The organism is Algibacter pacificus (genome assembly GCF_008033385.1).
GTDB lineage: Bacteria > Bacteroidota > Bacteroidia > Flavobacteriales > Flavobacteriaceae > Algibacter > Algibacter pacificus.
This window is the reverse complement of sequence record NZ_VOGY01000001.1, coordinates 296691-314504: the sequence shown is the minus strand read 5'-3', so window position 1 is coordinate 314504 and position 17814 is coordinate 296691. Positions and strand designations below refer to the sequence as shown.

The following is a 17814-nucleotide window of genomic DNA, read 5'->3' as shown; positions in this document are numbered from 1 at the left end:
ATGCCTGTAAAACTAAGCAGTTCTCTGCAAAAAACTATCCTGCCGAACAGGGTAGCAACTTTACTGTTAAAATAGAATGTTTATATATTCAATTGCTAGAAAGTTTGGCCAATTTAAAAAGGAAAGAATTACAATGGATTCTTCTTATTATTAATGATGTAAGATTTTTTACAAAAGAAAATTGTTTAAAACAAAAAACACTGAAAATCATAAGATTAACAGTGTTTTGATATTACCTTAAGGCAGTTTGTCGGGGTGTTTTCACCTATACTTATATTTTTTAATTCAAATCTAGTTTCTTCTTTATTCAATACCTTACTATATTTAGGTGGAATTTTTTGTTGATCATTTGACTTTTTTTCAAAATATAATTCATGTTTATCTGTAAGTTCATCATTTTCAAGAATCAATATTCCTCCAATATTCAATATATCATTATCTAACTCAAAAAAGTCAATGGTAAAATATTTGATTGATTTTTTAAAAAAAAATGGATGAGTATATGTTATTCTCTTGTCTTTTTGTAATTTACTTCTGGGGCTAAAACTATGGTTAGTTTGAAGAGTTTCATCAATCTTTTTTGGGTTATATGGAATTTCTAAAAATGAAAATAGTTTTTTTAAATTAGAGTTTTTTATAATTATGTCTTCATAATTGATAATAAAAGTATTGCTGTTTTCTAGATGAAATCTCTCAACCACTTTAATAAAGTTACTAAGCAATTTTCTTGATTTTTTCGGGTCCTTTTGTACCCACCAACCACTGTATATGGTTTTATTATTTTTAAAATTTAAAAACAGTGCTTTTTCTATTATTAAGCTTTTAGATAAAGTTGAAGGATATTTCAAAAGAAAATTTTTAAACCAATCATCTATATATTCAGCAAATACTTTGGCGTTAGTATTTTTATTTAACAAAACAGCCATTCTTATACTATCTCCTCTCTCTCTATTTAATTTAAAAAGAAAGGTATTAATGTCTTTCTCATTTTCAATAAAAGGCTTTATTCCTTGAATTATAGCTTTATGCCACATGGTTTCATCATAGTGTAAAGAAACATAATAAGGTTGATTTCCCTCTAAATTCATAACGCCAATAGATTTACTTTTCCAAATGAGTTTTTATTAACCGACACTTTTTTTGCTTTTAAATTTCGTTTCATAATAATTCTATTACTAATTTGAGAAAAAAACATTACCATATCATTGAATATTGTTTTTTCAAATATTGGATAAAACTCTTTTAACTCGGAAGTATTTAATGCTCCTAATTTACCATGCTCTTTGTTTATAAGTTCTACTTTCGAATTGTCATTTATAAAAAGTTCAATACCGTTTTTCGTATTATCCCATTTTCCTATTTCCCAAGTATCATTAAAGAGACTGTTAGAATATTCAAAAACTCTATTTTCAACAAATATATTATCAGTTGATTCAGAGTTTATTAATCTATTAATCACAATTTTTCCAATAAAAAAATTCCTCTTTTCAAATAAATATAATAACTCAGAAATGGCATGATTTATAAATCGGACATAAATACGTTTAATCCCTTTGGGATTATACTCATTCTCTATTCTCTCACTATCCGTATGAGTTAAAGCCTTTAGATAGCTATTGTCTTCTATATACTTGAATTTTCTACCTAGTAACTCTAGACGATTCCATAAATCATAATCGTCAAAACCGTATCCATTCATTTGTTCATCATAGCCTCTCAATATCAAAAAATCTTCCTTAATGATACAGATTCTGCCAAAACAATCTTTTTGAGTCATATTTTTATTTACGGCTAAAAAAATATCCTGATCATTCTTAAATACTGTATTTATGTAATCAGCAAAACCACTGCCAGTAAAATTATCGGCATCTACATTGCATAAAATATCTCCAGTACCCAATTTAGCAGCAACATTTTTTGAATGGGTCATGTGAAAATTTTTTGGTTCTTCGGTATGATAGTATTTTAAAACACCTATATCCAAAAACTCTTTCATTTCGGTTTTTATCCATGCATCCATCCCATCAGTAGAATTATAGTTAAGAACAACAAATTCAATATTTTCATAATCTAAATTGTCTTTAATGTTCTTTGGAAGTGTTTCTTTTAAATGATGAAGACGGTTCATGCATACGGTACAAAAAGAGATTTTTAAATTTTTATTTTTCATGCTATTGATATTTAAATATATCTTTAAATTTATAGAACAATCTTTCCGCTACGCTTAAATCTTCTGTAATGATCTCTGCATTACCTAATAACTCCTGAGTAAAGGGAAAGATTTTATTGTAAGATGTCTTGGTGCCATTAGGCAGAGAAACATATACTGTATAATTACCCTCAGAGTTTGGAGAAATAGAAAAATTAACAACCTTACCAATCAACATCCCATATTGTTGATATGGAAAATTATCTAATTTTATAAACACTTTTTGACCTACAATCACCTTACCTGCATTTTGTGCAGGTATAAGAAGCTTACCAACTAATGAAGACGTATCTGTTGGTAAAATGGAGAAAACAATACTTCCAGAACTTACAAATTAGTTTTCTCCCCAATAATCTTGGAAGCTAATAACACCATTGATTGATGAAGACAATACATAATTGTATTCCCAGTTTCTAATGGCTTCTTTAAGTAGATCGTATGATTGAATTAAATTCCTCAAAAACCTTGTATTGTCTTCTTTTTCATTAATACGAGTACTTTTTAAAGTTTGGTTAGCAGATGAGATGGCTTCGGTCATTTGAGAAATAGAAATAGCCATGGCACTAATGCTTTTTTGCATTTGCAAAAAATCCAATTGTTTTAACTCATAGTCCCGTTGTGCGATAATCCCTTTATCAAATAAGGTTTTATCCCTCTCCAAATCTTTTTGTTTTAATTTAAACTCCTGCTCAAGCAGTCCTTTTTGAGTAATTTGGTTCCTTAGTCGGTTTTTTAATTCCTGTAAAGACACTGTATTGCCTCCTAATTGATTGTTGTAAGGGTCTAAATCTTTTAATAAGAAATAATCAGTATAGCTTTTTTCAAAACCAAGATATGTAACACTAATGTCGCCCAGCACCAAATAAGATGTTTTATCAAATGGAAACCTGAAATTTTTAAAATTGAAAGACAAGGTGTCTATGATACTTTTCAATTTATAAACATCATTAAAATTTGCTGTGTTTTTTATAATGGCTAATTTTTGATTAATAGTAACCGTATCCCTATTTTTAATAAATATTCTTTCCAGTTGCCCCGAATATCTTGAAACTACTTGTTCTGTAGGTTGTTTGGTTGTCACCAATACTTTAGCGGAAACAAAATCAGGGTATTTGATCATAAAAGAAAGAGAAAGTATAATACAAACAAACATGAAAATAAGTGTGATGCCCCAACGTACAATCCATACAGGTGGATTTGACAAGATTTATTGTACCTCTTCCGATCTTAACTCTAAGTTATCTTGCTTCGCTTTTTTAGGCATTTTTCTTAATAGTTAATTTTTCTAACTCTAATTGATTTTTTACTAAATTATAATAAGCACCCTTTTGTTTAAGCAATTCGTTATGATTACCTGTTTCTTTAATAATACCATCATCAACTACTACTATCTGGTCTGCATTTTTAACCTTGCTTAGGCGGTGTGCAATAATGATGACTGTTTTATCTTGAAAAAAGTTGTTTAAATTTCCCATAATGATACGTTCATTCTTTGCGTCTAATGCAGAGGTAGCTTCATCAAAAAATAAAATATCTGGATTCTTATAAACGGCTCTGGCAATAAATAATCTTTGCTTTTGTCCCGTGCTAACCCCAACACCTTCATTACCAATTTTTGTATTAAATCCTAATGGTAATGATTGTATAAAATCATAAATATTAGCAACTTTAGTAGCTTTAATTAGTCGTTCTTCATCTACGGTATCTTCTCCAATAGCAATGTTGTAAGCAATGGTGTCATTAAACACATAACCTTCTTGCATGACCACGCCGCAATTAGCCCTCCAAGATTTATGGGAAATAGCGTTTAAATAATGCTCTCCATACATGATATTACCTTTCTCTGGCTCATAAAAGTTTCATTAAAGTGGTTTTGCCACTTCCGCTGGAACCAACAATGGTAGTTATCTTATTAGCTGGGATATTCATGCTCAACCCTTTTATCACATTTTCGTCACTGCCGATATATCTAAAAGTTATATTTGTTAGTTCTAAACTTTGATTGTGTTTAATATTTGAAATCAAGTGCTTTTCCTTACTTTCTTCATCTTCTTTATCATGTATTTCTCCCAAACGCTCTAAACTAATTTTAGCATCTTGAGTGGCTTGAATAAATCCTACCAGTTGCCCTATAGGACCATTTAACTGACCAATAATATATTGTATTGATAACATCATCCCTAAGGTAATAGAACCTTCAATAACCAATAAAGCAGAAGTAAATGTGATGAGGATATTTTTAGCTTCATTAATAAAGGACGATCCTACGCCTTGTGTTTGCCCTAATGCTAGACTTTGCATATTTACTTTAAACAAGCGTGCTTGTACAAATTCCCATTTCCAACGTTTTTGTTTTTCGGCATTGTTCATCTTTATCTCTTGCATGCCGTTAATAAGCTCTATAACAACACTTTTTTCTTGACTTGATTGAGAGAAGCGCTTGTAATCTAGTTCTTTACGTCTTTTTAAGAAAAATAAAATCCAAACTACATATATTATACTACCAATAGCGAAAATGAAGAAAATAGAGGGACTATAGTAAATAAGTACTGCACCAAAAATGAATAGGTTAACCATTGAGAATAATGTACTTAAAGAGAACCTGTAAGTAAACTCTCTATACGCTTGTGATCACCAATACGTTGCATAATATCCCCCGTCATACGCGTATCAAAATAGGCTATAGGAAGGTTCATGAGTTTAATAAAAAAGTCGGAAACCAATGAAATATTAATGCGGGTGCTTAAATGCAATAAAATCCAGCTTCTAAAAATCCCCACACTTGCCGTTCCTAAAAACAGCATGGTTTGTGCAATTAAAACCATATAGATAAAGTCTATATCTTGATTTTGTATCCCAACATCGACGATACTTTGTGTTAAAAATGGAAAGATGAGTTGCAACATACTCCCAACTACTAACCCTATAATAAGTTGTAGAAGTAAATTTTTATATTTAAATAAATATTGAAATAGAAATTTAAACGATTTTTTATCAGTTTCTTCCCAATTGAGTTGATTGAATTTGGGGGTGACTTCCAGTAATAGGGCAATACCTTCTTTAGTATCTTCAGTGGCATTATTACCCATCCATCTCGGAATAAACTCCTCTTTGGTATAGGTAATTAAACCATACGAAGGATCTGATATATACACCACATCTTTCTTAATTTTATAGACCACTACAAAGTGGTTTTTGTTCCAATGCGCTATTAATGGGAGCGGAGCGTCTTTAAGCTTATTAAAATCAAGTTTTACGCCTAATGACTTAAAACCTATAGCTTCAGCAGCATCACTTAATTTCATTAAATTACTACCTGCTCTTGTCGTTTCCGATAAATCTCTGATATTTTGTAAAGAAACTAACTTACCATAGTTTTTAGCAATGATACGTAAGCAGGTTGGACCACAGTCTTTACTATCTGGTTGTTTGTAAAAGGGGAAGGTTTTTTCAAGAGTTTTTCTTTATTCAATACTATTAATAACTCTTTTAAAAACAATACTATCCGAAGGATGAGGTGCATAATTCAAAACAATCTGATTTTGTTTATTTAGAATTATATACCTTGGAATCGAATGGACTTTTAGATATCTTCCTAGTGGTGAATTTTTACCATTAATAACTAGATATTGATTATGAACATTAAGATAGCTTTGAAGTTCTCTTGATTTTTCTAACCATTTCTTTTTGTCTTCATCTATTGATAGGTAAATCCATTCTACATTATTTTCAACTGATAGTTTATCTCTAAAGTTTTGTGCCTTTTGTATTTCACTAATACAAGGAGGGCACCAAGTGGTCCAAAAATTTATAACTCTTATCCTTTTATTGGAACGGTTAAAAATTTCGCCTAATGTTAAAGTATCACCATATTTACTGAGTAATTTGGTGTTTAATGCTGATTCAGAAAGCTGCAATTCGAAAGAATTTAGATCTTCCATAATATCTTCCATTTCCTTTGTATACTCGGAATCTGGATATTGTTTACCATATTCGCGAATTACATTTTTTAAAAAAGAAACACTTTTTTTACTGTGCCCAAAGCCTCTCCAATGATAAACAGTTATGAGAGAAGCGATTGCGTACTCCTTGATTTTTTCATCAAAATTATGTTCTATAACAGCTTTTTCTGCCAAAAATTTTTCTTTGGAATAACTTGGATGATCTGAAGTCGCAAAGTAATTTCTTATAAGTACTGATAAAGCAGGTTTGAAAGAACCTATACTTAAATGGCTCTCATCCTTAAAATCATCTATTGTAATGTCTCCTAAATAGTCTTTAAAATTAAACAACTGCTCTTTACCACTATACTCTTTTTGAATAATTGTAAATAATTCCTCTGGGCCAGCCAAGTAAAAAGAGTCTCCATTTTTTTGTGTTCTGGGGCTTATTAATTCATATAGGTGAGAATATTTCAAACCAGACTCTACAAAATCAATAAATGACTTTGATGTGATATTATGCCTCCTTACGTATTTATTAAAAAAGTCTACTTTTTTTCTGTAAATAGAGTCTACCCTGGATTTATATTCTATGATACTGCCTTTATAAGGATTGTGTATATATCTTGGAGTAGAATCTCGTAAACTTGAATAAAAGTTATGTTCATCTGCTTTTTCTCCCTTAATGCTAAATCGCTTATTTTTAATTTCAAAAATTATCGTATCATTTGGTTTCGCCATAAATGTAGCACGATACTGGAAATCATTGGACCATGAAGTCAAGTGTAAGAGTTGCGGTTCTAAAATAGAATCGATCTCCATGACTATAGAGTCACCAATCACTTTTCGGTCAGTAATGCAATTTCCATGATTAAGTGAAGCCGAAGACGTGTTGAATACACTAAAATGGTTAAAAGGTCTTAAATCATCTGTTTTACCAATAATTAAGACCTTTCCTTTTTTTACAATATTTGTGTCTTTAATCTTTTGATGATTGTTATTGCTTTTACTATTACAGCTAAGGACTGCAATCACTATTACGATAATAAATATTTTCTTTCTCATTGAAGAGTTAAATTTAGTTAACACAGGTTAAAGGTAATTACCTTTAACCTGTGTTTTTGTTAATAACCGTAACCACCACCTCCTAAAGGCCCTGTACATATCAAACTGGTCCAAGTTGAACCTGGAGGAACATGATTATCACACCAACTACTTGTACAGACATTACAGCTACTGACGCTATCAAACCATGCAGCTCCAGTATGCTTATTTTTACAGCGGCATTCGACAGTACCACCATCTCCACCAAAAACAGATTTGAGCTGGTTACGTTGAAGCATATCATTAGCTTCCAACTTCAAATTTTTTAAACTTAAATTTTTCATAATAAAAAAGTTTTAATAATTATATTTGCCCCGAACATTTAAAGACCATCAAGGTTTTGGTCTGCCCTTCGCGAAAAGGATATTGTTCATTGCCCAAAGTTCTACTTTGGGCTTTTTTAATTTAAAACTTCTATTAAAAGGTTATGGTTCATTCCGAAAATATTCTACCAAAGTACTGCTTGGTCGATTAGAGTTATCTTTATAACTCCTTACATTGGTAACTTTAAGGGTATCCCCAATTATTTCGTATTCCATTAAACTTTCAGCGTATACTTGATCCCAATGCATTTGAAATTTATTCACCTCTTGATCGAAAACACCAGAAACTTGCTCACCCCAATCGCAATCTTTTGGTGAACAAGAACCCCACATATGGATCTTGAAACGATTTTTGTTAAACAAAATTTCACACTTAGTAATACCTTTAGTATTGCTATTGGTGTTTAGCCATAAACCATTGAAATCCTCATTTAAAACGATTACTGAACTAGAGGCTATTCCACTCTGTTTATTATTTGTTAATTTACCATTTCGTAAGCTATGAATTTGGGCTAAGATTAGCTTCGTTTCCAAATCTTTCATTCCTAATTTAAGTTCGTTTGTAGTTGCATATCTATGAATTACTTTGCCTTCCTTATTGATTAATATATAGGTCGGAATGGATTTAACGTTATAATTTGCCAAAACGGATGTCATATTTTCTCTAAGGACACCATGAAGCCATTGATCAATAGCATCTTCTTCTATGGCATTACGCCATTTATTCTTATCAAAATCACTTGATATTCCAATGATTTGTAGGTCATTTACCATATTATTTGAATATAAGGTCTTCAAATAAGGATTAGCTATCCGACATGGTCCACACCAACTGGCCCAAAAATCCAATAAGACATATTTTCCCTTAAATGCTTCTAAAGTAATCGCTTCACCTTTGAGACCCTCTAAATTAAAATTGGGTGCCAAATCACCAATTTTTACTGGAGCATGGATATTTTCTATTTTCATCTTTAAGTTTTTCCCATACAACCCACTTTTCACTCTATTGGAAAGATTGTCATAAAATAGTTTAACTGAATCTAACGGATACGAATCAAAATACCACTGATCGAGCCAATAAGCACTGAGATAAGAATCCGGATTGGCCCATGCCCAGGACAATCGCTTTTGTTCGATGTTTTTAAATGTTTTTTCCCATTCGACCGATATGGCTTCAATCTGCCCAATGTGTTTGTTTTGGTCTTCACCATTTTTTTCTAACCGTTTAACAAAGCTGTTCCTTTTTACCATGAATTCCACCATCTTTGCATTCAAAGACTTGGTCTTTTGTTGTAAGTCGCTAAACTGCTTTTGTGAATCAGAACCTGTGATGATAGCACTTTTAAATTCATTTTCTTTTAAAGAAATTTGATTAGAACCAGGATCTACAAAAAAATTCACATAATTTTCTTCCGTCCAACTTTTCGATTTTTTAAATCCACTCAACGACATCATGGTCGCACCATTAATATAGCCTTTTGCTTTGAATCTACCGTTAACGAAATGTAATGTATCACTAACTCCTATGTTGTGTTTATCTTTATAAGATAATATTAAATACTCCGTTTCACTACCCAAATGTTCTCCTTTTAAGACAAACATATCTTTACTGTCTTTTTTAAAGCACCCTATAAGTGAAACACTAAAAAAGATAGGAACCAATAGAGAATAAAGGAAACTTATTTTCTTCACTTTTGGGTAGATAGTCATTACGTTATAAATTAAGTTATAGAGATTGAAAGTTAACTACATATTAGTTTGGACTGATAAACCTTTTGTTGTTGACCATTGTCAACATTAAATTATTGAACTCCGTAACCTTGCTCTACGACCAGTTGATACGATAGCAGAATTCATTGAAGTTTCCGTCAAGGTTAAACTCTCTCACCCATGAATATGTCGTCCTTATCCAAATTATTTAACTAACCCATTTTATTAAGTTGCACAGAATCTAGGTCCACCAGATTCCTCTGGAGGTAGACAAGTATTACACCAAATATTAGCACAATCTGCACTTGAAAAACAATTCGTAGGAGTTAGGCAATCTCCAGGGTCACCATTGTAATTACATCTACCATTTGTACATTTTGAACATTCACTTGGGCATTCAGAGTCATAACTACAAAACTGGCCACAAAAACCATACCCGCCAAAAACGGTTTTTAATTGTTCTCGTTGTAACAGATCATTACTGTTTAGCTTTAGATTTTTTAAATTTAATTTTTTCATTTTTAAAAAATTATATTTGCCTTGAACGTTTAAGACCATCAAGGTTTTGATCTGCCTTTCGCGTAAAGGGTATTGTTCAGTCCCAAAATTTTTGCTTTGGGCTTTTTAGTGAAACTCAATTTTAAGAAGCCTAAAGTAGGCACGCTTAAAATGGTTAGTTGAACTAATTCCGTTGAAAAACGGAATCTGACATATATATTCGTTTCTTATCATCATTGATTATAAGACCTCTCTCAAATCTTCTATACTATATTCTTTAGGGAGTTCAAAGCCATTAATAAAAATGGTTGGCGTATGGGTGATGTTTTCTGCATCGCACCAATTTCGCATGGCTTCAATTTTATGGTTTTGTTTTTCCAGCTCGCCATTCATGGGGTATTTATTGGCAAATACTCCATAATTCTTTTTTCAGCATGATACCAATCATCCAAAGCTTTTTGGGTTGTATTTTTATCACCTTTAGAATCTATTGCCAATAAATGACTTACTGATTTTCCTGTATGGTCATCACTAGATTTTGCGGTAAATAATATCTGCAAGTTTATTTTACCATTTTTAACCAAATCCTCCAACACTGGATGAGCTTTAGCACAAGGACCACAATACGGGTTGCATACCTTTATAACATTATATTTAGCTGTTTCATTATTCAAGGTAATACCTAAACCTTCCGTATTGGTTTCTATTTTTCTGGACTTAACTAATAGCCCTTCTAAAACATCTGGATTATTTTTTATTTTTTTTAGCCCTCTTTTATGGAGATTTGTCTCTTTTTGGTTTTCTAATAATGGTCTTAATAGCTTCCATCCTAGTATTGGAATTAAGAACAAAAAACCTAATAAAAAAGTTTCAAATACATTAAATGTCTTATATAACTCAGTATAAAAAACTAAAGCTATTTCTGTAATCATTACAACCTGTATTATTATACAAAACTTACACCATTGTTTAATTACAAATGCTTGGTAGTAAATTGATACTATTATAAGCGGAAGAGAAGCAAAACTAAATAAACTTAAAATTGATATTGAATTAGCTGAAAATTTATTGATTAGCAAATATATAAGCGTGCTAAAAAAATATGAGAAAACCAAAAGACTTAAACTTAGGCTTCCATTAAATAGTTTTGCATATTTAGAACCGAGTACAGCGTTACAATTAACTTTACTGCCTGCACTTCCTCCCGAACAGAAACTTTGTAATGTAGGATTGTATTGGTCTATTTCAAACCATAAAAGGAATAGACCTACAATTAACCCCAAGGTTTTTAAGACTGCATATATTGTTGTAGTTATTATAGATGGAACAGATAAAACAGATTCTGAGTTAGTAAAATTATAAATAACCCAGAGAACGAGTAAAAAACAAACACTAATGGTTATTAAGTTAATAAACCTTTTGTCCGAAAGCTTTTTTTCTATATCAGGTTCTATGGAGTCTGTAGTAGTTTCAACAAGTAAACAAACACCCGTCCATATTTTAACAAATTCATTTTTTGAAATGGTAATGGATTCATTTTTATCATTATAGAAGGAAACTGTATCCTCAGTTATATTGTTAAGAACAAAAAACAGAGGTGCTTTATTGTTTTTAACCTGAATTATACATGGCAACGGCATTTCGATTAACTTGTCAATATTAATATTTACTGCCAAGTTTTCTATTTTGTACTTATCTAAAGTATCAGTAATTGATAATAAGCTATTATGCTCAGGATGAGATAAAATATTATCCTTTATATATTTCGTAGTAAACTTTAGACCTATTAAAAATAAAAGCTTTTTAGTAACATGAATAGTGTTATTCGTCTCCACATATATAGTTTTAATAAATCTTTCAAAATACACTAACCATTAATAGTTAGTGGGAGAGAACATTAAATGTAAGAAAAATAAATTTAAAAAACACCTATTTCTTATAAAAAAAGAAATATTATTGATTATTAGTGTTAAACTTATATTGATCTAAGGCTAGTATTAATTATTTTTTTTCTAATAATTAAGTACATTTTTATAATATATAATACGCATTTTAGCCTTTTAATACTAATATGAGATCTATTTTAATTTGATAGGTGGAAAATTAAACTTTCAGATTATTATAATTTTCATTTACTGACATATTGTTATTTATATATATAAATATATGTGGAGTATTCCCCGATAGAAAGTTAACAATTAAAGAAACTCACTAACATATAAATAATCCCTAAATAAAGTGTGTTTGTAAAACTAAGGGGTCTATAGCAAGAGGGTAACACGCTAAAGCGATGTTACTATACTTAATTAATTGAATATCAATATATTAAAAATATCTATATTTTACTTTTTTATAATTTTTGCAACAAAAACTCTGTCAACTCCAGTAAAACCAATGATTTTTTGTCGCAAAAACTTCTAAGTTCTTAAATTTTGAGGTGTTTCACTTCGCTTTGAAGAGCAAAACATTTACACTAAAAGATATCTTTTATGGTAGGCTGTAAGCTATTAAATAATTCAAAAACTAGTATCCTAAAAATGACAAAACTACCGCACTCGCTTATGGCGAGTTTGCTGCATTTTTAAAGTGATGGATTCTCCTCAGCTCAAAATTGAAATCAAACAGAAAATAGTTTTTGAACACCAGCCTCTAAATCCATCCCTTGAAAAACGTTTTTCCTGTGCGCCTAAATAGCTTTTTCTTGATTATCACTCTATGCTTTAGAAAGTATCTCGGTGATTCTATCCATGCAGTGCATCTGCTGGTCTGGTAACAAATCCATTATAAGTTCAATGACATTAGTTACACTTGCCTCTGGTGAACAGTTTTTATTTGATGGTGATATGAATATACCATTACCATCCAAGCTATAATAGCACACCTCCAAAAGGGCTAGAATATAGCTTATGATATCCTCGTTACTGGACACCTCGATTTCGATGGTTTTCTTGACTTTATTCTTACCATAGGGTATAGTTTTTATTCCTGAGAAGTTATCCATGAGCTTCTTGATTTCTTCTATATTTTTTTTTATTTCTTTTCATGGCTTAAGGGTTTTGTTTTTATTAATGGTCTGCAATGGAGTTCTCTAAGGTGTTCCAGTTGTTTCTCTCCAAGGGTCATAGCTTCCTCATAAAAGTGAATGCATCGGTTATAGGCTTTATCCGTATCTTTATATGTAAATTCATTTTTTGCTTTGAAGCGCATCACGTGATGGGCATTACACAAAATATAATACGTACGGTGCAAGCCATAGGTTTCCTTTGGGAATATGGTCTGTGGCAATTGGCTAAAGTGACTGCATAAATGCAACATGTAGGACAGTGAATAATGTTGTGGCCCAAATTCCCAAAACAAATACAAAAGCCCTAAACATATTTGCTCCAAGGCATAATGCATGGTGGACAGCATTACCAAGGAATCTTCTTTGGGTTCAATGTTCCCTATAATGGAAAGTAGGTACTCTGCCCTATCCATTCTACTTTTCCAAATGTCTTGGATGCGGTCGTAAACATTTTGGTGCAAAAGCAAACCATAGTTGTTGAATTTTGATAGGGTGTCATCTTCTTTGTAGAGATATGGTGTTTGAAAAATAACTCTGAACAAAAAATTGTCGCCATAATCCAATCGCTTTTTCACATTTGAAAGCGTGTAGAAAATCACATAGACTCTGCAATGCTGTTTCATTTTGCCATTCAATACATCCATGAAGTCTCCCAGCCCTTGGGAATGGGTTTTATGTGCTATGACAAGTAACGTATAGGTCACGAATTTTTGTGTGGCTCTATGGGATGGCGATAAGTTTATACCCTGAATCTTCTTTTCCTTACTTCTGCTAATCGCATATACTGAATGCAGTGATAGCTCTTTTTTTAGAAGGGTTAGTAATTCACTTTGTAAGGTACTATCTGTTGAGTATTTAGTATTATGTCTCATAGCATATACTTAAGTCAGTGATAATATTGTCGTATTACTATATGACAAATATAACAAAAAATTCAATATGTCATATTTTTATATGACAATTATGTCGTGTAATAATATGACATTTGTTGTATGACAAAAGACCAATTGAGCAAAAGAGTTGGAAAAAGAATCATTGAAATTAGATCTAAAAAAGGTTTAAGTCAATCTGATTTGGCTCGTGCTTGTGGTAAAGACCGCCAAGCGATTGAAAAGATTGAGAATGGTAAGGTTAATTCAACTACTTATTCTTTATATATAATATCTAAGGCTTTAGAAGTTGATATTTATGAACTTTTTAAGTTCTAATATAAAATTTCCCTTCATTACACGCTGCACAAATAAATGAGAGTGTCTTGAAGGGAAATTCTTTTTTAAAGCTTGATTTAGTTAATGGCTTGTAATTGTTGCTTCTTCTTTTTAAACCTAACCATTAGATTTTGTATATCCTCGCTTATCTTCGTTTCCACGACTCTGGCATAAATCTGTGTGGTTGAAAGTTTGGTATGTCCTAATAATTTTGATACTGTTTCAATAGGTACGCCATTGGATAGCATAACGGTTGTAGCGAACGTATGCCTTGCAACGTGAAAGGTAATATTCTGTATGAATACCAGTTGCGGTTGCTATTTCCTTGAGGTAACTATTTGTTTTCTGGTTTGAGCTTAATGGCAATAGTGGTTTTGCTTTACTGTTTTCTGAAATGCCTTTATACTTGTTAATGATATCCATAGCTTGTGGCAAGATGGGAACTTTGACCTTTTCATTTGTTTTCTCCCGTTTGGTGAATATCCAATAATTATTATCTATCCCCTTGGCTATTTGATTGTTTGTAAGTTCCTTGACATCGATATAGGACAATCCTGTGTAACAGGAGAAGATAAAAATGTCTTTGACTCGCTCTAATCTTTCTTGCTTAAAGCAAGTATTCTCAATAAGGCGCAATTCTCGTTCTGTTAGATATTGTCTGTCATATTTTTCAAATTTTAATTGAAACTTTTGAAATGGATTTTTGATAATCCACTCCAATTTAATAGATAGATTTACCATCTTTTTCAAACGTTCTAGATGCTTCATCACGCCATTATTAGTTAGCATTAGTTGTTTGTTTGAGTTTTTATAATTTCTTAAATAGTATTCAAAATCTGTAATGAAACGATAGTTCAATTGCTTAAGGTAAATGTCGTCTGCCTTTATTTTATCTTTTAAGAATTTTTTCAGGTACCTTTCCGTAGTATAATAATTCTTCATCGTACCTGGTTTCAATACAGAATCCATATTGGTATTATGATAGGCGATAAGTTCTTTTAATGTTTTCTGATGGTCATCTTCACCTAAGTAGCGCGCTTTAATGGAGTGGCTTGATACTATTTTAAACTCTTCTAACAATTGTTTATGACAATCTAGCAGTTTACCATATACATAGTCCAAATATCTGTTTAAAATTTGAATTTTTGAAGAGCTTCCTCTTCCCCTATTCTTGAAAGAATTCCATTCCTGAACATTTACACACCTTTTTAGGCTGATTTCTGTGCGATTGCCATTAACTGTGATACGTGCGTAAATTAATAATTTACTGGGGTTAGTGCGAGATTTTCTAGTGAAGAAAATAATGGAAAATGTGCTGTTTGTCTGCATTTTTATTGACTTTAGTTAAACAAATGTTTTGCAAAGACAAAAGTCAAATTGTTCTTAAAAGCTCTTTAAAATTACGACATTTCTTTAGAACTACTGTTCACCGAATTGCACACCTTTTATTTGGTTTTATTTGATATCGTTTGATATCAAATAAAATGAAAAACACTGAAAACCATACGATTAACAGTGTTTTGATATTACCTTAAGGCAGTTCGTCGGGGTGGCAGGATGATACCCAAACCACCTCTATGCAGTAAAATCAATACTTTCAGAAATAGACTAAAACAGTGTTAACCGAATTGTAGACCTATCTGTTAGTTTGAAATAGTATTATTTATCTGAACGTCTTACTACAAATTTACAATTTTAACTCCATTAAAACCAATCAATTTGTATCAAATAATATGGTTAATCTATTAAATATTTGTTGACAATTCCCTCTTCTATTCCGCTGTATTCAACGAATTCTTTTATTGTGACGAATTGGTAAGACTCCTTTCCAAAGTAGTTTCTAATATCGTTTAAAAGCTTACGCCCATAGCGTTCACTGCGTCCAGTGATACGCTGAATATCTTTTGGGTATATGCAAGCTCTTTTTGGGGTCATAATACTTTATCTATGCTTTATCCGTACATCATCCATACTTCATTATTTATGATGATGGTGATGGTGATGCGTTGTTAAAATGTTGGAAACCCGATAGGGTTTTCAATATTTTAATGACGTTTTTGGTTGTATCGGAATAGATGACCGAAAACGGTATTGCTTTTTTAACAACGTGCTATAAAATTACGTGATTTGGTTTCATTAATCAAAAAACGAATTATTATGGCTAGACAAACTGGTATTATTAAACTGAAAGGAACAATTGGTGGTATTTCCTTTTACAAAACGACTGACGGACATCTTGCACGTGAAAAAGGCGGTGTTGATGGTAATCGTATTGCGAATGATCCTGCGTTTCAGAGAACACGTGAAAACGGTTCTGAATTTGGTAGAGCTGGTAAAGGTGGTAAACTGTTAAGAAATGCTATTCGTATTCTTTTGCAAAATGCAAAGGATAAACGTGTAGTGTCTCGATTAACCAAAACTTTGGTTGCTATTACAAAAACTGATACGACCAATGAAAGAGGTTTAAGAACCTTACAGGATGGTGATTTAAGCTTATTAAATAGCTTTGAATTCAACTTGAATGGAAAGTTAGGCACAACGCTTTTTGCTCCGTTTACGAACGCTTTTGACCGTGTTTCTGGTGATGCAACGGTTAACCTTGATGCGTTTTCTCCAACGGTAAGAATTGCAGCTCCAACAGGAACAACTCATTTTAAGGTGGTCATGGGTGCTTCTGAATTGGATTTTGAGAATGAAACCTCAACATTTGAAAATGATGAGACTGCCATTCTTCCTTACACCGCTGCTGATACTGCTGCCATTGCCTTAACTGCTTCTTTGACTGCTAACTCTACGCTTCCTGTTGTTCAGGTGCTTGGTGTTGAGTTTTACCAAGAGGTAAACGGACAGATGTACGAACTTAAGAACGGTGCTTACAACGCTTTGGCAGTTGTTATTGTAGATACTCCGTAAGGATGGAATTAGTGCTGCATAGAGCCTATTTTGAAGAGGGCACCAATGGTGCTCTCTTTAATTCTGGTAAGTTCCTTTGTCATACCATTGAATTACCCTGGAATAATAATAAGCAAAACATTTCTTGTATTACTGAAGGACATTATAAAATAGAGCCTCGTTTTTCCAAACGGTTTAAGCATCATCTGATTTTGAAGGATGTAAAAGGTAGAAGTTTTATACTCTTTCATCCTGCAAATGATGCCTTAAAAGAGCTTCAAGGTTGTATAGCTCCTGTAACTTATTTGAGTGGTATTGGTAGAGGTGTTTATTCAAAGGATGCTATGCAAAAACTATTGTCTTTGGTATATCAGGCTAAAGACCGAAAAGAACACATTTTATTAACTATTAAATCACAGAATTATGAACATTGTAGAACGCTATAAAAAACCAACTCCCAAATTTTTCAAGACTTTAAGAAATATCGGTATTGCTTTGGCAACTGCAGGTGGTGCTATCATAGCTGCACCAATTTCGATGCCCGCCATTGTGGTAACTATTGCTACTTATATGACCGTTGCCGGGACCGTGGCCACTGCAGTAAGTCAAGCTGTTGTTACTGATAATGATAACAATGAAACTGATGAGGTTGACGATGGATTATAATACCAAATCTGCCATTATTGGTGGTACTTTCTTTTCTTCAATTGTGAATATTGGTGTTGAGGATTTGATTACTACCATTGTTTTGGCTGTTGTTGGTGCAATCGTAAGTTTCTTTGTTTCTCTATTGCTTAAAAAATTGATCACTTTTCTCGGGGCAAAGTGTCGTAGGTGGAAGTAATTATTGATGTTAGGCGGTTGG

The 17814-nt window shown here is 32.0% G+C and carries 17 protein-coding genes and 3 pseudogenes; 4 read left to right on the top strand and 16 right to left on the bottom strand.

What is annotated here, in order from left to right:
• Window positions 1-215: 215 nt before the first annotated feature.
• From FQU21_RS01960 to FQU21_RS01900, 13 genes and pseudogenes are all read right to left on the bottom strand, one after another.
• Entirely contained in the window at window positions 216-1088 is an 873-nt protein-coding gene (locus FQU21_RS01960; RefSeq protein ID WP_147676341.1) for a hypothetical protein, read from the bottom strand.
• Complete coding sequence (locus tag FQU21_RS01955) at window positions 1085-2170, bottom strand: glycosyltransferase family 2 protein (protein ID WP_147676340.1); 1086 nt, start codon at window positions 2168-2170, stop codon at window positions 1085-1087. Before FQU21_RS01955 ends, FQU21_RS01960 begins: the two co-directional genes overlap by 4 nt.
• A 1-nt stretch (window position 2171) precedes the next feature.
• A pseudogene (locus tag FQU21_RS17535) lies at window positions 2172-2531 on the bottom strand (HlyD family efflux transporter periplasmic adaptor subunit); the annotation flags it as partial.
• 12 nt (window positions 2532-2543) lie between these two features.
• The gene (locus tag FQU21_RS17530) at window positions 2544-3329 is read right to left on the bottom strand and encodes an efflux RND transporter periplasmic adaptor subunit (RefSeq protein ID WP_222707978.1); all 786 of its coding nucleotides are present in this window, start codon (window positions 3327-3329) and stop codon (window positions 2544-2546) included.
• A gap of 136 nt (window positions 3330-3465) precedes the next feature.
• Window positions 3466-5658: pseudogene (locus tag FQU21_RS01945) on the bottom strand (peptidase domain-containing ABC transporter); the annotation flags it as partial.
• A 15-nt stretch (window positions 5659-5673) separates the two neighbouring features.
• Window positions 5674-7215 carry a TlpA family protein disulfide reductase gene (locus FQU21_RS01940; protein ID WP_147676339.1) on the bottom strand — a complete coding sequence of 514 codons (1542 nt, stop codon included), beginning with the start codon at window positions 7213-7215 and terminating at the stop codon, window positions 5674-5676.
• A gap of 59 nt (window positions 7216-7274) precedes the next feature.
• The gene (locus FQU21_RS01935) at window positions 7275-7514 is read right to left on the bottom strand and encodes a hypothetical protein (protein ID WP_147676338.1); all 240 of its coding nucleotides are present in this window, start codon (window positions 7512-7514) and stop codon (window positions 7275-7277) included.
• A gap of 165 nt (window positions 7515-7679) precedes the next feature.
• The gene (locus FQU21_RS01930) at window positions 7680-9287 is read right to left on the bottom strand and encodes a TlpA disulfide reductase family protein (RefSeq protein ID WP_147676337.1); all 1608 of its coding nucleotides are present in this window, start codon (window positions 9285-9287) and stop codon (window positions 7680-7682) included.
• Between the two features lie 32 nt (window positions 9288-9319).
• Window positions 9320-9489: pseudogene (locus FQU21_RS17635) on the bottom strand (IS1595 family transposase); the annotation flags it as partial.
• 536 nt (window positions 9490-10025) lie between these two features.
• Window positions 10026-10178 (bottom strand): DsbA family protein, encoded by a 153-nt coding sequence (locus tag FQU21_RS01920; protein WP_147676335.1) that lies wholly within the window; start codon window positions 10176-10178, stop codon window positions 10026-10028.
• Window positions 10175-11620, bottom strand: coding sequence for a vitamin K epoxide reductase family protein (locus tag FQU21_RS01910; protein WP_187269297.1), 1446 nt, complete (start codon window positions 11618-11620; stop codon window positions 10175-10177). The genes FQU21_RS01920 and FQU21_RS01910 overlap by 4 nt, the downstream gene beginning before the upstream one ends.
• 878 nt (window positions 11621-12498) lie before the next feature.
• Window positions 12499-12786: a hypothetical protein gene (locus FQU21_RS01905; protein ID WP_147676332.1), complete on the bottom strand. Its 288-nt coding sequence runs from the start codon at window positions 12784-12786 to the stop codon at window positions 12499-12501.
• Between the two features lie 29 nt (window positions 12787-12815).
• The gene (locus FQU21_RS01900; protein ID WP_147676331.1) at window positions 12816-13472 is read right to left on the bottom strand and encodes a hypothetical protein; all 657 of its coding nucleotides are present in this window, start codon (window positions 13470-13472) and stop codon (window positions 12816-12818) included.
• Between the two features lie 369 nt (window positions 13473-13841).
• Here FQU21_RS01900 and FQU21_RS01895 point away from each other — a divergent pair, with 369 nt between their 5' ends.
• Complete coding sequence (locus tag FQU21_RS01895; RefSeq protein ID WP_147676330.1) at window positions 13842-14057, top strand: helix-turn-helix transcriptional regulator; 216 nt, start codon at window positions 13842-13844, stop codon at window positions 14055-14057.
• A gap of 77 nt (window positions 14058-14134) precedes the next feature.
• Here the strand turns inward: FQU21_RS01895 and FQU21_RS17820 are convergent, their stop codons facing one another.
• From FQU21_RS17820 to FQU21_RS01885, 3 genes are all read right to left on the bottom strand, one after another.
• On the bottom strand, window positions 14135-14305 hold the full coding sequence (locus tag FQU21_RS17820; protein WP_317130628.1) for a tyrosine-type recombinase/integrase: 171 nt from the start codon (window positions 14303-14305) through the stop codon (window positions 14135-14137).
• On the bottom strand, window positions 14280-15386 hold the full coding sequence (locus tag FQU21_RS01890) for a phage integrase SAM-like domain-containing protein (RefSeq protein ID WP_317130627.1): 1107 nt from the start codon (window positions 15384-15386) through the stop codon (window positions 14280-14282). Before FQU21_RS01890 ends, FQU21_RS17820 begins: the two co-directional genes overlap by 26 nt.
• A gap of 408 nt (window positions 15387-15794) precedes the next feature.
• On the bottom strand, window positions 15795-15992 hold the full coding sequence (locus FQU21_RS01885; RefSeq protein WP_147676329.1) for a hypothetical protein: 198 nt from the start codon (window positions 15990-15992) through the stop codon (window positions 15795-15797).
• A gap of 222 nt (window positions 15993-16214) precedes the next feature.
• Between FQU21_RS01885 and FQU21_RS01880 the strand changes: the two genes are divergently transcribed.
• From FQU21_RS01880 to FQU21_RS01870, 3 genes are read left to right on the top strand one after another with little or no spacing between them, the layout of a single operon-like run.
• Window positions 16215-16970, top strand: a complete 756-nt coding sequence (locus FQU21_RS01880; protein ID WP_147676328.1) for a hypothetical protein — start codon at window positions 16215-16217, stop codon at window positions 16968-16970.
• Window positions 16971-16972: 2 nt separating this feature from the next.
• Window positions 16973-17395, top strand: a complete 423-nt coding sequence (locus FQU21_RS01875; protein ID WP_147676327.1) for a DUF5675 family protein — start codon at window positions 16973-16975, stop codon at window positions 17393-17395.
• Window positions 17373-17615, top strand: a complete 243-nt coding sequence (locus FQU21_RS01870; protein ID WP_147676326.1) for a hypothetical protein — start codon at window positions 17373-17375, stop codon at window positions 17613-17615. The genes FQU21_RS01875 and FQU21_RS01870 overlap by 23 nt, the downstream gene beginning before the upstream one ends.
• Window positions 17616-17814: the final 199 nt, after the last annotated feature.